The sequence below is a fragment of the Kitasatospora viridis genome, from assembly GCF_007829815.1.
Lineage (GTDB): Bacteria > Actinomycetota > Actinomycetes > Streptomycetales > Streptomycetaceae > Kitasatospora > Kitasatospora viridis.
Genome location: NZ_VIWT01000004.1, coordinates 1 through 14,776, shown reverse-complemented (window position 1 = coordinate 14,776; position 14,776 = coordinate 1). Strand labels below are relative to the sequence as shown.

At 70.1% G+C, this 14,776-nt stretch carries 7 protein-coding genes and 2 CRISPR repeat arrays (1 of these 9 cut by a window edge); all 7 genes read right to left on the bottom strand.

Translation table 11 applies throughout. The annotated features are described in order from the left end of the window. Positions 1-601: a CRISPR direct-repeat array (repeat unit 29 nt; unit sequence GGGACCAACCCCGTGGGTGCGGGGAGCAG) (it extends 1,197 nt beyond the left edge of the window). A 597-nt stretch (positions 602-1,198) separates the two neighbouring features. From cas2e to casA, 7 genes are read right to left on the bottom strand one after another with little or no spacing between them, the layout of a single operon-like run. Continuing rightward, positions 1,199-1,549, bottom strand: a complete 351-nt coding sequence (gene cas2e / locus FHX73_RS33885) for a type I-E CRISPR-associated endoribonuclease Cas2e (RefSeq protein WP_145909834.1) — start codon at positions 1,547-1,549, stop codon at positions 1,199-1,201. After that, a complete protein-coding gene (gene cas1e / locus FHX73_RS33880) occupies positions 1,546-2,499 on the bottom strand; it encodes a type I-E CRISPR-associated endonuclease Cas1e (protein WP_145909833.1) in 954 nt (317 codons plus the stop codon). The genes cas2e and cas1e overlap by 4 nt, the downstream gene beginning before the upstream one ends. Before the next feature lie 4 nt (positions 2,500-2,503). After that, positions 2,504-3,208, bottom strand: a complete 705-nt coding sequence (gene cas6e, locus FHX73_RS33875; protein WP_145909832.1) for a type I-E CRISPR-associated protein Cas6/Cse3/CasE — start codon at positions 3,206-3,208, stop codon at positions 2,504-2,506. 3 nt (positions 3,209-3,211) lie between these two features. Continuing rightward, on the bottom strand, positions 3,212-3,907 hold the full coding sequence (gene cas5e / locus FHX73_RS33870; protein ID WP_145909831.1) for a type I-E CRISPR-associated protein Cas5/CasD: 696 nt from the start codon (positions 3,905-3,907) through the stop codon (positions 3,212-3,214). Next, on the bottom strand, positions 3,904-5,136 hold the full coding sequence (cas7e, locus tag FHX73_RS33865) for a type I-E CRISPR-associated protein Cas7/Cse4/CasC (RefSeq protein WP_145909830.1): 1,233 nt from the start codon (positions 5,134-5,136) through the stop codon (positions 3,904-3,906). The genes cas5e and cas7e overlap by 4 nt, the downstream gene beginning before the upstream one ends. Continuing rightward, positions 5,133-5,816 (bottom strand): type I-E CRISPR-associated protein Cse2/CasB, encoded by a 684-nt coding sequence (gene casB / locus FHX73_RS33860; RefSeq protein WP_145909829.1) that lies wholly within the window; start codon positions 5,814-5,816, stop codon positions 5,133-5,135. The genes cas7e and casB overlap by 4 nt, the downstream gene beginning before the upstream one ends. Then, positions 5,813-10,573, bottom strand: coding sequence for a type I-E CRISPR-associated protein Cse1/CasA (casA, locus tag FHX73_RS33855; RefSeq protein ID WP_246214059.1), 4,761 nt, complete (start codon positions 10,571-10,573; stop codon positions 5,813-5,815). Before casA ends, casB begins: the two co-directional genes overlap by 4 nt. Positions 10,574-11,785: 1,212 nt before the next feature. Continuing rightward, positions 11,786-14,742: direct repeats of the CRISPR family, unit length 29 nt; unit sequence GGGACCAACCCCGCGGGTGCGGGGAGCAG. Between the last annotated feature and the right edge of the window lie 34 nt (positions 14,743-14,776).

Below are 14,776 nucleotides of genomic sequence, written 5' to 3'. Positions count from 1 at the left end.
GCCGCGGCCGGGCGGGCGATACCGGGACCAACCCCGTGGGTGCGGGGAGCAGCTGATCACCGCGGTGGAGAACGACGTGCCAGCGGGACCAACCCCGTGGGTGCGGGGAGCAGCGGTGGTTCTTCTTCGAGCCGGTCCCCTCCACGGGACCAACCCCGTGGGTGCGGGGAGCAGCCGGTGCCCCACTCGGTGCGGGCCAGGTCGCCGGGACCAACCCCGTGGGTGCGGGGAGCAGTACGCCGCCGCCCCCACGGGATCGGGTTCGGCGGGACCAACCCCGTGGGTGCGGGGAGCAGGTCACCAGCCCCGCCGGCGAGCCGCCCTTCCAGGGACCAACCCCGTGGGTGCGGGGAGCAGCGGGTCGGTGTGCTCCGCTGGTTCAGCGCACCGGGACCAACCCCGTGGGTGCGGGGAGCAGTCGCCTCGGCGATTCAGCGGCCGGCGTTCACCGGGACCAACCCCGTGGGTGCGGGGAGCAGGCACCGGCGAAGTGGATACGAAAAACGATATCGGGACCAACCCCGTGGGTGCGGGGAGCAGAGGAGCAGGACGGACAGCTTGGTGTGCATCCGGGGACCAACCCCGTGGGTGCGGGGAGCAGAGTCACTGACCTGGTGGTGTGTCAGGCCAGCGGCGCAACGGGGAGTACTTTCATTGATTCGGGCATCTCCGACAAAGTGCCTCTTATTATCTGAAATAACACGGCGCGGGGGTGGTGGGAGGCTATGCCTTCGTGGTTGACGCGACGTCACTTGTCATTGTGGTGACCGACGCTCGCTGGCGGCGCATGGCGCGCGCTCCTACTGAGAGTTCGCGGAGTTGGCCTTGGCCGACCGGCGGCACCTTCACCGCCGTGCCGCACGACAGGGCGAAGCCGGAGGCTCGTCGCTCGTGACCCCCGGCCCGGGACCGTGTCGGCGAGCCTGCGGCCGCGACCACCGGGGCGCTACTGGGCCAGGATGAACCGTCCGACAGCGGGGCGCATGTGACTGGCTACCAGATCACCAGCGGGAGAAGGAGGAGAGGTGCGGGCCGGTTCGTAACGGCGCGAGACCCAACGGAACGCGGCGTCTACGCCACAGACCGTCGGGCGACCAACCTCGTGCGCGGCCACCAGGTCGGTCCTGATGGCTTGTCAGCCAGGGGGCCGGAAGTCCGAGTAGTCCCGCTGTCCCGGTTGCCCGGCCCCAACATCACCTCATCCGCTCCCAAACCGCCGCCGCTTCGCCGCGTTGCTCCAGCCTCGCGTTGGTGGCTCGGGTGCTGGGGTGGGGCGCTCGGCAGGGCGCTGGATCAAGGTGATGCCCTCGTGGTCGACGGGCTGCCACTTGTGATCGTGGGTTTCGAAGGCGAACCCCTGCTCCGAGTCGGTGTTGTAGGTGAGGAGGGCGCGCCCCTGGCCGGTGTAGGTCTTCACCTCCTGCCAGAGCAGGTCGCGGATGCGCGCGGACGGGTTGCCGACGAAGACGCCGGGGGAGATCTCCCACAGCCAGCGGGTGAGGAAGCCGCGCAATCCGGTCGGGCAGTTGGTGAGGACGATGGTGATCACCAGCCCTCCACTTCGTGGCTGTGGTTCCGCCCGCCGGCGACTCGTCCGTCGCGGTCGGTCTGTAGGTCCACCCGGTCCGCTTCCTCCTCTCCGGAGCCGTACCTCCCGTACGGAGCCAGGAGGCGTTTGATGTCGTCGACGCACCGGTCCAGCAGGCGGGTTTCGCGGTTCCGGTCGCGCAGGGCGCGGCGGGTGCGGGCGGCGATGTCCTCGTCCCCGTCGGCTGCCGCGTCGAAGGCGGCGGGGATCCCCACGTCCGTCTTGTACAGGTCGGCCACGTCGAGTACGAAGGACAGCTCGTGCCCGGAGTGCACGAAGCCGAGGGCGGGCGAGCAGCCGAGCGCCGCGACGACGGCGTGGGCGATGCCGTACATGCATTGGGCGGCTGCGGTGACGGCCTGGTTCGGGGTGTCACCGGAGGCGAAGTCGCCTGGGGTGTAGCGCCGACCGTGCCAGCGGACCCCGGTGCGCAGTGACTCCCGCCGGTAGCACTCCTTCACCCGGGTGCCCTCGCGACCCAGCAGTTCGTGACGGGTCAGGCCGGCCGGATCCTCGTCCGGGAACCGGGTGCGGTACATGGCGCGTGCTACGTCGATCCGGCTGCGTCGGTTCGCCCAGGCCGCGGCCTGGGCCTCCGCCAGTCCGGACGAACGGGTGAGCGCCCGCCCGCTCGCGTAGTAGCGCACGCTGTTCTCACCGACCCATACGACACCGGCTCCGCACTCGCCGAGCACGCTCATCGCCTGGTGGGTGATGCGCGTTCCCGGGCCGAGGAGAAGAGCGCCGATGGTGGCGGCGGGGATGTGGACCGTGCCGTCGGCGTCGTCTGCGGTGATCGCGTTGGCGTCCCGGTGGACGACGCAGCGTTCCAGGTAGACGAACGACAGTCGGTCGCTGACACGGGTGAGTTCGCGCGGTGTGGACTGGCCGCGGGCAGCGGGTGTTCGCACGTCGTCACCGCACCGGTGCGAGTGTCAGCAGACCGCAGCCGTAGGCCTTGGCCTTGCCGAGGCCCATGGTCAGGACGTGGCGCATGGCGTCGGGATCGGTGACCCGCAGCCGGCCGTCGTAGGTGGCGGTGACCAAGGTGACCCGACTGCGCGAGCCGCGGGTCTGCTCGACCTTGGTGAAGTCGAGTCCGCGCTGGTCGCGGACGATGAGCTCGTACTCGTCGCCTTGCGGCAGCAGTTGGCGTTCGGGTGCCTTCGTCACGATGGTGAACCCGCCCGCACCCTGTCGGTCGAGCAGCCATCGTGCCTGGTGGTGCTTCGTCAGATGGGCGGTCCGCTTCGTCGGCTCGCCGTCCTTCCGGCGGATGCTGTGAACCGGATTGGCGGTGAGCCGGAACGACCAGGTGCTGTCGGTTGTGAGGCGGGTCAGGAAGGGCGCGTAGTCGTACGTCTGCCACCCACCCGTGGTCGGCCATCCCGCCTGCTCCACGAGGTGGGTCAGGTCCGGACGCTGGGGTCCGACCAGGTAGAGCACCACTTCGGTGCGGGAGTTGTGGTCGACCCGCCACAGGACGCGGGGACCGCCGTCCGGTCGGCCCGGTGGTTCGGCGAACGACGACATCACGGCGGCGTGCAGTTGTTGGGGTGAGGAGAGCAGACGCCTGGCGCCGGACCGCGCGGTGTTGAGGCGAAAACGGGTGAGGAACATGGCTCAGACACCGTCCAGCAGCTGCGTCGGATCGTGGTCGGGAACGGCGCGGGGCACCCGCATCGTGCCGGCGGAGACGCCGCGCAGCGCGTAGCGGCGGTGTCGGGGGTCGAAGCTGAGCGGCTGGTCGCGCTGGCTGTACTCGGGCATCCCCTCGCCTGCCGTGGGTTCGACGAGGAGGGACAACTGCACGGCTTCGCTGCGGTGTCGATCCCGGTACCAGTCGGAGGCGTGCCAGTCCTCCTGCTCCAGGACCTTCCGCAGGTCGGGCCCGGGCCGGGTCCCGAGGTCGATCGGCAGGCTCGGCGGACATGAGCGCCGTCCCAGGTAGGGCAGGAAGACCGGCGCCAGCACAGCTGCGTGCAGTCTCTCGATCAGCGTCGCTTCGCCCTGGAGGGCGGCGAGGAACACCGCGTCCGCCAGGTAGATCCGGTGGGACAACGGCATCGACTTCTCGGAGTCGGCGTGATGTGCCGTCTGCAGGTCGGTGATTCGGGTGCCGGGCTGGTCGATCCGCACGCCGAACCGGAGCGCTGCGAGGTCGGAGACGTCGGCATCACGTGGGCGCCCCAGCGCACCGGCGAGCAGGCCGATGACACCGCTCTTGGTTGGCGCGGTCTCGCTGGTGCGGCGGCCGAAGCGTGCTGAGGAGCCCCAGGACTGCAGCGGTCCGGCCAACCGCAGGACGAGCACGCTCATCCACGCTGCTCCGCCCGCGTGGCGATGGCATCGGCCGCGGTCCGCGAGACGGCCTCATCCACGGCGGCTCCGACGGCTTCCACCAAGCCGGGCAAGGTCACCTCGCGCCCCAACTCGGCGAGTGGGGCCGTTCCGTCGCCCACCAGGAGCACCCAACTGGCTCCGGTGGCCTCAGCGCCGTACGCCTTCTCGATCCTCGGCACGAAGGCGGCCAACTTCCGGCACGCAGCCGCCACGTGTCCGCCGGACTGGTCGGCCGGCACCGGCCTCTCGAAGGCGCCGACGAAGCTGATCGGTCGAGCCGAGCGGAGTTTGACGATCACGGCGTCAGGCAGGGTGTGGTTGGCGAAGGTGTTGATCTTCCCGGTCGGGATCGAGGCGACGAACCCCTCGACGAACGCCTCGACGGCGCGCCGGACGGCCTTGCCGGCCTGCTCGTCAGTACCGGGACCGGCGCTGAGATTGCGGTACAGCTGGTCGACGTCGACCGCCGCGTAGCGGTAGAGCGTCGACGAGTTGAAATCGACGATGCCGATCATTCCAGCGCCGGGTTCGGCCTCGCTGTTGCGGTCGTCCACGGCCGTGTAGTAATCGGATTCGATCTCTACTGCATGGACGCCGATCGCATGGGCTACTTGGGCGGCAGCGTCCACGTTGATGTCGGTGGCATCGGCGACCATGCGTCCGAACAGGGCGATGTCGACCGAATGGCGGGTGTCGGCGAGCTCCCGGGCACGAGCCCTGTTCGCCTTGTCCTTGAGAAACGTCGTGCGGTCGCCCGAAGCGAGTGCCTCGACCGCGAATTCGGCGAGCCCGTCGAGTTGACGCGCACTCAGGAACATCAGGTAGGAGGATTCGGGGGCCGGGTCGGGAGCGCCGTCGTTGGCAGCTTTCGACTTCCGGGTAGGAGGAACGATCCTCGCCCCGGTCGCTGCGGTGATCGTCTCGGCAGCGAGTGCGAGCGCTTCGGGGGCTTCCGTGGTCGGGTGCAGCGCGGCGATGCGCTCCGCCAGGGCCTCGGCCACCTTCTTGGTGCGCACGCCGAGTTCGCTGGGGTCCAGCAGCTGCGCGAAAGCCTGTCGCGTGGCACGCTTCCAGGCCTGGCTGGACACCCGGGAGCGGCGAACTCCCCCGTATACGGCCGTTTTTGGAGAGCCGGTGTCGTCGCGGTTCACATTGCTGGGCGGGACGGTCTGCAGGATGTGGATGTCCAGGATGGTACGGCTCACGAGTTGGCGTCCTTGTCGGTGGCGGAGGGCAGGTCGGGTGCTACGGAGTCCGACGATCGGTCGTCGGCCGCAGCAGTGGCAGGGGGCCGGTACGCGTGGAAGCTGTGACCCCAGGAACTGTGCACCGAGCCCCGGCCGCCCGGCTGTTGCCACTGCACCAACTGGTCGGCGAGGACCGCGTAGTCGAGCGGGATGGCATCGCGTCGAAACAGCAGCACGAGCTCACGGAGCCGTTGGGTCAGCAGGTCGAAGGAGGAGGCCGTGCCCAAGCGCACGAATCGCTTGCGGATCGGTTCGTCGATGTCGTTGTTCGGCATCAACTGGCGTATGGAATGCCCGAGTTCCGGTCCGAACGGGAGATGCATCCCCTGCTCCCGGTGGCCTTGCTGGTGCAGGGCCCACAACGTCACGGCCGAATGGAAGGCGTTCTCGGCTTCGGCTGCCGTGCGCGCCCCCTGGCCGGCCGAGTAGAGCAGCTCCAGCCCGGTGACGCCCCACAGTTCGGGGGCGTCGGCAACGGACCGGCCGGCTCCGCGTCGGATGCGCGCCACGTCGGCGACCACGTCGGCCCGGTCGTTGCGATAGCCGGACTGGAGCTCGCGCAGGCGCTTGTCGACGGCCGCGCCGACCAGGCGGAGTTGTCGGCGGTCGGACCGAGCAGGAGAGGTGGAGGAGGTCATGAGCCCGCCTTCGGTTCGTCGGGATCCAATGCGTCGTCACCGTCCGGTTCGAGCGGGTCGGCTTCGACCGGCAGCACTGTGTTCAGGCGCCCGCGGAACCGCAGGTGGGCGCGGGTGTCGTTGAGCCAGTAGCTCCCGCCGCCCTTGGCACGGTCGAACACCCGACCGTTCCGGGCGGCCTCGGGCGCCGACTCGACGAGTTCCCGGCCCAGCCGGCCGATGCGCCGGCGCGCCTCCCGCTGCCACGCATGGCGAGCCTGGTCCGGCGAGTCGGTCCGCGTTCCCAGTTCCGCCAGCCACCGCCGGTACGGGCCGTCCAACTCGCCGAAGCCGAGTTCGAGGGCCCGCGCCCGTGGAGCGTCGCGCCCGGTACCGGCTGCCTCGGCGAGGTCGGCCGCCAAATCGCCCAGGGTGCGAACTGCCGCGTCGGCATCCTCGACCGCGCCGATGGCAGCACGGCCGTAGCGGCCGTCCCGTTCGTGCAGCAGGATGATCGACATGGTGATGCTGTCGTCCACCATGTCGTCGATCACGGACTGCTGGGTTCCGTACACCGCGCCCAGGACGCGTGCGCGAATGAGCCGACGCCGCTTCAGCAGGCCGTCGGTCGCCAGCCGCGCCACCCACTCCACCACTCGCGGGCGCAGTTCGTCGGCGCCCTCCTGCTGCTGTTGAGTGCCGCGCTCGCCTTCGGAGCCCAGCAGAGCGGCCAGCCCGCGCCACACGGTCCGCTCCGGCAGGTGCTCGCGCGGCAGATAGACCAGGGCCGCGCCGAGCTTCTTCTCCTGCGCCTTGCTGCGCCGCCAGCCGGTCATCGGCTCGACCGCCTGCTGGTTGTGCGGGGTGAGCGGGTCCCCGTAGGAGAGCACCACGCCGTGAACCGCTTCCCCGTCGTGGTGCAGCCGTACTCGCCGGGACTGCCACGTGTACAGGTCCCGGGGACCAGATGGTCGCCGGGAGGCGGGGTCGACTGCGCCAGGGTCAACCGTTGGGCCGTACGGTCCACGTCGCCAGGCCGGCCGGTCGTCGGCCGAGAACCGTACTCCGCTGGTGTCGGCGGCCACCAGATTGAGCAGGAGAGTCTCACGCAGCGTGTCGCCCTCGACCAGCACGCCACCCAGGTTGCCGCTCCAAGCAAGGCCCTGCGGGTAGACCTTGCCACCCTTCGCCCGCGGGTCGCCGGCGGCACCCGACTTGATCCCCGACGTGTCGAACGCCTGGGCGTGGACCAGCCAGCGAGCGGCCTCCGCGAAGTCGAGCCGATCGACCTCGGGCATCCGCATGGTGAAGAACGGGTCGCCGTTCGGCACGTCCGCCACGATTCGGTTGAGGCTAGCTACTTCGTCCTTCTCGGTGCGCAGCTCGGCCACTTGGAAGAACGGCGTCCGTGGGTGAAGCAGGTCGAACTGGTCCTGGTACTTGTCCAGATAGGGGCCGACCTCGGCGAACGGATCCGAGGACTGCCACAGCTCCTCCCAGTCCTCCAACTCCCTCGGCCCGTCGACCGCATCATGGAGAACGGCCAGGAGGAGCCGCATCAGCGCGAACTCCTGGGTGGGCACGTCCCCGACCAGTCGGCGCAGCGTGTCGGCCTCGGCGAAGACTTCGCGCAGTGAGAGCTCCGCCGTCGTGCCGTCCAGCCGCTGCACCGGCAGCCACGGACGCGCCAGCAGATCGAAGGACGGCACCGTCGCCCCTTTTCCCGTCTTTTCGACGCTCGACTTCTCGGCCTCAGGTGACAGCACCGCCAGACCGTCGGACACGCTGTACTCCAGGTCGAAGCCGGCCAGGTGGGCGCGTGAGTCCTCGTCCAACACCAGGACCAGCTCGCCGGCCAGCTGCGGACACTCCTTCACCTGCCAGGCGGGCACGTGGAGTTGCTCCAGCTCCTCGATCACCCGGTCGATCAGCCACGGTTGCGAGAAGCGCGGAGGCAGCCGCAGTGAACTCGCAGCCAGGCCCCGGGCGGCCCGTGGCGCGGGCAAAGAGTCGACTGGCAGCTCAAGGCCTCCCAGGCCGCGGTCCAGCCAGGGCAGAGTGGTCAGTGTGCCGTCCGCCCGGCGTCGCGCGACGAGGACCTCCAGACTCTCCCCTCCGTCGCGCACCTGGGCCCGTCCGCTGCGGGTGTCCTCGGCGTCCCCGACGCCGGCTTCGACCCACCCGACGAGGGACCGACCCGGACGGCGGACCTCGTCCAGCAGGAAGACCTCGGCGCGCGCACCTTGCGCGGCGCGAAAGGCTTGGTGGTCGGCGGCGGCCTCCGCCAGCGCCACAGCCCAGCTGTCCGGACCCACCGGTGCCGCACCGTAGGCCTGCTGGACCAGCGGCCCGATGTCACGGGGAAGTTGGAGGGGGTGTCCGCCCGCCTCGGTCAGGAACGGTCGGAGGACGGCCAGCGCACGCAGCAGGGGATGACGCCGGTAGACGGCGATCGACCCCGCAACGGGTTCCGGTGGACCGTCAGCCCGCCAATCTGTGCCGGTGACCAGGCAGCGCGCCGTTCGCAGGCGGGGCGGGCGGTCGCTCTGGCCCGGTCCGCGTTGGTGACGATGGAGCCGCCCGATGCGTTGCAGCATCAGGTCCATCGGGCACAGATCCGTCACCAGTAGGTCGAAATCCACGTCCAGTGACTGTTCGACGACCTGGCTGGCCACGACGATGTGCGGACCCGTCGGACGACGACCGTGGAGACCGAAGCGCTCAAGGAGATCGGTGTCCTTGCGCGCCCGGTCGAGGTCGAGGAAGCGCGCGTGGGTCACGGTGACCGCCTCAGCGTCGAACCTCTGCCGCAGGCACGCCGCCGCCTCCAGGACACGGTCCACCGTGTTGCGGACCACCAGCGCGCACCCGCCCTCGGCCAGCTCCGCTGCCAGACGGTCGGCCAGCGCGCCGAGGTCGTCGCTCATCTGCTCCAGGAGCACGTTCGTGGCCCGGCCCGAGGCAGCGGGCGGCGTTGCCACCAGCGGGACCGCGCCGGGTGTCACCGCCGTCAGGAGTGGATAGTCGGAAGCGACTTCACTGTCACCGCTGTCGCTCTCGGGCTCGTATCCCGCTCCGCCGTAAGCGCGGACGAGTGCTTGTCGGGTCTTGCTCGGCAGAGTGGCCGACAACATCACCACCGGTACCCGGTAGGCGCCGAGCCACGACAGCACGCGCTCCAAGTAGGTGTTCATGTAAGCGTCGTAGGCGTGAACCTCGTCGATCACCACGACCTTTCCGGCGACCGCCAGGTGGCGCAGGACCAGGTGTCGGCTCTTGAGCCCGGCAAAGAGCAACTGGTCAATGGTGCCGACTGCGAATGACGCCAGCATCCCCTTCTTGCGACCGCGCAGCCACTGATGGGCAATCAATTCTGCCGCAGCGGAGCGGCTTTCCCGCCAAGAGCGTGGAACACCGCGAGGCCCGTCGACGTCGACTGCCTCGATCGACGGTTCACATGCGTCGAATCCGGCGTCGGATGGATCGGTGCCAGTGCCGATGCTAGTGGCAATGCCAGTGCCGAGCCCCTGCCGCGGCGGATCCGCATCGACGGCGGCGATCGGTCGGCGGCCGGCCCGAAGCAGGCCCGCGTACTCGTCCTGCAGCGCGGCCTTAGCGTGCGCCAGGAACACCGACCGTTCCCCCGCGCCCGGCAGGTGGTCCACCCACGTCAGCAGCCGGGTGAACATCGCGTTGCTCGTCGCCCGTGTCGGGAGAGCCACGAAACAGCCGCCGGCCCCGCTCCGTGCGGCGAAGATCTCGGCGACCGCGAGCGCCGCTTCGGTCTTTCCCTCGCCCATCGGTGCCTCGATCACCATCAGGCCCGGCGAGGACATCGCCCGTGCGAGCTCGACGGCCTGCACCTGCACGGGCCTGACGGAGGCCCCGTGTGGGAGTGCGAAGCGCTGCGCGATCAGCTCGGCGGCCGAACCGGACGGCTCCTCGGGCGCCCACGGGGGCGGCAGGCTCAGCCCTCGCCAAGCTGCCGCCGTGCGCTCGGCCTCCGACTGGGACGAGGCTTCCGGGTAGTAGGGAAACAGGTCCGGATTACTGGCCACCCAGTCGGCGACGATGACGACGGCCGTGAGGAGGACCTGCGCCGGCTGTGAGAGCTTGACCGCCCGCAGGGTGGGCAGCACGTCCCGCATGCCGTAAGCCTCCGCGCAGGCATCGAGCACATCGAACTGCACGCTGCGCCAAAGCTGTTCACTGGGGCCGGGTGTGCGAAGCAAGTCGGGTCGCAGGTCGAGATCGTGGATTTGCGCGTACCCGGGCGGTACGCCGTGGTGGCCGCCGGCAATCACGGTGAACTGCCCGGCCGCCCGGTCCGACCAGTCGTGCGACTCCACCAACCATTCCTGAAGCAGCAGTTGACCGGCGAGACCATGCGGTGCCCGCCGCCGGTCCGCACCGAACCGCTCCTGCCGCGGCATGTCCAGCCCCGCCGCTCGCATCCGCTCGGCGAGCGAATCCACCTGGCATGCGAAGGCCGGCGTGCACTTGCCGACATCGTGGGTTGCCGCCAGCCAGACGGCTAGGGTGCGCGCGTGCTCCGCTCCGCCCGGAAGCTGTTCTGCTACCAGTTGACGGATAGTCAACGGCAGCCAATTGTCCCAAAGCAGCTCTGCGACAGCGGCGGTGTCGCTGAGGTGTCGCCAGAGCGGGACCCAACCATCGGTGCGTCGATCGTGTTTGGCCCACACGGTACGAGCGACGGGTGTCAGGCGTTTGCCGAGGTCCACCGTCGTGTGCCGGAACATCATGGAGTCATTGGACATCACGGTCGGCCCCTGGCGTGCTCGAAGTGAATCAAGAGCGTGATGGTGATCGAGACTGAGCGTTGAGTGGTCATGTTTGATCGATGCGTCTGGTTGGCAGGCTGACGCATCGCGTCGGCGGAGTTGGCCGACGGGCAGGCAGTTGCGGTGCGGAAGTGGGGTGCGGTGCAACGTGATTGGCGCCAGGAGGACCGCAGGGCTCTGCAGCCCGCCTGGCGTTGGTTCCCGGGAAGTCTTACCGGTGCTGCGGAGCGATCAGGTACCTGATGATCACAATCCCGAGCACCACCACGACCACCACGAGGCGTGCGATCGCGTCCAGGAGGTCCGGCGAACCGGCCCCCGCCGCAACTCCGGCGAGGACCAGGAGAAGCAGGTCTTTGAGGCTGGGCTCTGAACTGATCCTTCGCCTGGCGGCATGTAGCATTGGTGTTCTCCTTCACTGGAGAGGCCGGGTCCGTCCATGTGGTAGTGGGGTGCGGGCCCGGCTCTGTCGTTCTGCGCATGGCGCGCAGCAGTTGGCTAGCTGATGGTGCATCAGCTCCCAGTGGCTAAATCTACTCCTGTCGACTGAGTTAAGCGCGCATCTCCGTTGCGGCGAGCCGCGAAGCATTGCACGCCATCTAGTTCCGTAGTTGGACTCCTGCAGGCTGCGGTCATCTGAATCGGAACCCCCGCAGGTGCGGGGAGCAGGTCGCATTGCACGCGATCTAGGGAACATCCCCGAAGCTCAGGGAGTAATCAGTCCGGCCTCGAAAGTGGCGAGGAGGTGAGGAGACCCCGCCGGTGGCCTGGCGCCGTACGGCGCAATCCGATGGTAGCGGTGGGGCATCCGCTTGTCAGGGTCAACGAATTGTCGGTTTGTCAGAGTGTCGCGGGTGCGCGTCAATGCTCATATTTTCTCTCCGATGGGCCTGTAGCTGGCGCGGCATCAGGGCCCGTGCGCTGCACAAGTTTTGGGCGAACTTGCCACTGCTCCGACATGTCAGGGGTTGCGAGGAGACTTGTGCCAAGCCAACTGCGCCGGTTTGGAGCTGGCTTGGGCTGTACAGGTCGGGGCTGATTACCCGCCAGATTGCTTCTCCGTCAAGAACGAGCCTTGCAGGTGCAGGGAATCAGGAGCCGCTGATGCGGCCTCTCCCGCCCGAGCTGGGAGTAACCCCACAGCTGTGGGGAACAGCTGCCTCTGGCATTGGTCGGGTTCCTCGGCAAGGGACCAACCCCGCAGGTGCGGGGAGCAGCTTCGCGCGCTTTTGGCAGCGGGCCCGGAACTGGGACCAACCCCGCGGGTGCGGGGAGCAGTCCTGCCCCACGCCGGATCGACCGGCCTGGCGGGGACCAACCCCACCGGTGCGGGGAGTAGGAGATAGGTCTGCACCGCCGCCACGGGTGGGCAGGACCAACCCCGCGGGTGCGGGGAGCAGCACGGGCCGGGCACCGCCCCGACACACCAAACGGGACCAACCCCGCGGATGCGGGGAGCAGTTTGACAGTGACTCCACTAGCAACTGATCGTAGGGACCAACCCTGCGGGTGCGGGGAGCAGTGGCCGGTCATGTCGGCGACGTGGTACGTGATGGGACCAACCCCGCGGGTGCGGGGAGCAGGAACGGCATTGCCGGTACGGGGAAGGCGACAAGGGACCAACCCCGCGGGTGCGGGGAGCAGTCCATCCCGGCGGCGGTCATCCGGCCGATCACGGGACCAACCCCGCGGGTGCGGGGAGCAGACGGCGGGGGCCGGTGTCGTGGTGGTGGGGACGGGACCAACCCCGCGGGTGCGGGGAGCAGCATCGCCACGGCGGCGCCGACTGGCCGGGCGAGGGACCAACCCCGCGGGTGCGGGGAGCAGTCCAAGACCTCTGGGAGGGGGTTGCGATGACGGGGACCAACCCCGCGGGTGCGGGGAGCAGTGCCCCCCGAGACTGATGATGGTGTGCCGCAGGGACCAACCCCGCGGGTGCGGGGAGCAGGTCAGGCCGGAGCGGGCGATGAGCCGGTCGAAGGGACCAACCCCGCGGGTGCGGGGAGCAGCTCCTGATGCGCACCGCCGGGCCGGCCGCTACGGGACCAACCCCGCGGGTGCGGGGAGCAGCTCACCACGGAGCCGTCCGGGCCGGCGGAGCTGGGACCAACCCCGCGGGTGCGGGGAGCATGTGGCGAGCCGGTCCAGGTGCACGACTTCGCCGGGACCAACCCCGCGGGTGCGGGGAGCAGATCGGGCCCGCCTTGGCGGCGTGCCGCACGGCGGGACCAACCCCGCGGGTGCGGGGAGCAGTCTGATCAGGGGTTGTCCCAAGCCCCGGGAGCGGGACCAACCCCGCGGGTGCGGGGAGCAGTCATCGAGGAGGCCGAGGTCAAGGGCCGGCGAGGGACCAACCCCGCGGGTGCGGGGAGCAGCCAACGTCAACATCCGCCAGGAGGGAGGCACCGGGACCAACCCCGCGGGTGCGGGGAGCAGCGGAACAACACCAGCGGCTTGAGGGTCTGGCAGGGACCAACCCCGCGGGTGCGGGGAGCAGGGCGACACAGAGTAAGGCTTGATCGGAAGTAAGGGACCAACCCCGCGGGTGCGGGGAGCAGTACGACCTCGCCCTGGCCCACGACCCCGAGCAGGGACCAACCCCGCGGGTGCGGGGAGCAGAGGATCCGGACCAGGAACGCCTCCCACTCCTCGGGACCAACCCCGCGGGTGCGGGGAGCAGAGCCCGGCCGGTTCGGAGGCGCGGCCGGCAACGGGACCAACCCCGCGGGTGCGGGGAGCAGACCGCCGGCCCGCCGGCCGCCCCCGGCGAGCCGGGACCAACCCCGCGGGTGCGGGGAGCAGCTTCACCCCCGGGAGACCTCATCCGATCCCCAGGGACCAACCCCGCGGGTGCGGGGAGCAGCCCATCTTGTACGACGTCGGGCAGGTCCGGGCGGGACCAACCCCGCGGGTGCGGGGAGCAGGCCGGTTGGTCAGGGGCGGGCGGCGCCCCGGGGGGACCAACCCCGCGGGTGCGGGGAGCAGCGCGCGGTTCCTCGCGCTGTGGCTGACGGGCCGGGACCAACCCCGCGGGTGCGGGGAGCAGCAGCTGGTCTGCGTGCCGCCGTTGTCGGTCGGGGGACCAACCCCGCGGGTGCGGGGAGCAGGTCGCCGAGCGCTTGGATCACTTCGCGGCGGCGGGACCAACCCCGCGGGTGCGGGGAGCTGCAGTTCGGCTCCGTGAAGGCGGCCGTCTCCCCGGGACCAACCCCGCGGGTGCGGGGAGCAGAGGCGAAAAGGGGAACATGGAACGGGCGCTGAGGGACCAACCCCGCGGGTGCGGGGAGCAGCAAGGCCGACCTGACCGACCACCTGACGGCCGGGGACCAACCCCGCGGGTGCGGGGAGCAGGGGACCTCGATCGTCGGTGATCGTGGCGTGCAGGGACCAACCCCGCGGGTGCGGGGAGCAGGAGGTCGAGGACGCCCGGGAGATGGCGCTGACGGGACCAACCCCGCGGGTGCGGGGAGCAGAGTTGTTCGAGCCGGGCGCTCAACGCCTGGAAGGGACCAACCCCGCGGGTGCGGGGAGCAGTACCGAATCGACTTCGGCAGCAGCCGCTGGGCGGGACCAACCCCGCGGGTGCGGGGAGCAGAGTCTGCGGACCAGGGTCCGGTGCACGGTGTCGGGACCAACCCCGCGGGTGCGGGGAGCAGTCTGCGGCTGCTCGGCCTTCACGTAGGTACCGGGGGACCAACCCCGCGGGTGCGGGGAGCAGACCGTCGCTCAACTTGAGCCGGGCCCGGCGCAGGGACCAACCCCGCGGGTGCGGGGAGCAGCGGGTCGGCGCCGAGCCGCACCTGGTCCTGCAGGGACCAACCCCGCGGGTGCGGGGAGCAGACGATCGTCAACAGCCGCTCGGTGAGCTTGCCGGGACCAACCCCGCGGGTGCGGGGAGCAGCTCGTCTGCTTCGCGGGCAACGGACAGCACCCGGGACCAACCCCGCGGGTGCGGGGAGCAGACCGATCAGGATCTCGGGCTGGGCTTCGAGCTGGGACCAACCCCGCGGGTGCGGGGAGCAGGCCCTCAGCGCCCGGTCGATCTGGTACCGCTGGGGACCAACCCCGCGGGTGCGGGGAGCAGCGGCGGCGGCCACCGCGTCCCACGGCCACGCGGGGACCAACCCCGCGGGTGCGGGGAGCAGGGTTCGATCTCGCGGAACACCGCGAGCGGGGCGG

Coding starts and splice junctions, on each gene's coding strand:
- cas6e (WP_145909832.1), bottom strand. CDS start 3,208: ATGTTCCTCACCCGTTTTCGCCTCAACACCGCGCGGTCCGGCGCCAGG.
- cas5e (WP_145909831.1), bottom strand. CDS start 3,907: ATGAGCGTGCTCGTCCTGCGGTTGGCCGGACCGCTGCAGTCCTGGGGC.
- casB (WP_145909829.1), bottom strand. CDS start 5,816: ATGACCTCCTCCACCTCTCCTGCTCGGTCCGACCGCCGACAACTCCGC.
- casA (WP_246214059.1), bottom strand. CDS start 10,573: ATGTCCAATGACTCCATGATGTTCCGGCACACGACGGTGGACCTCGGC.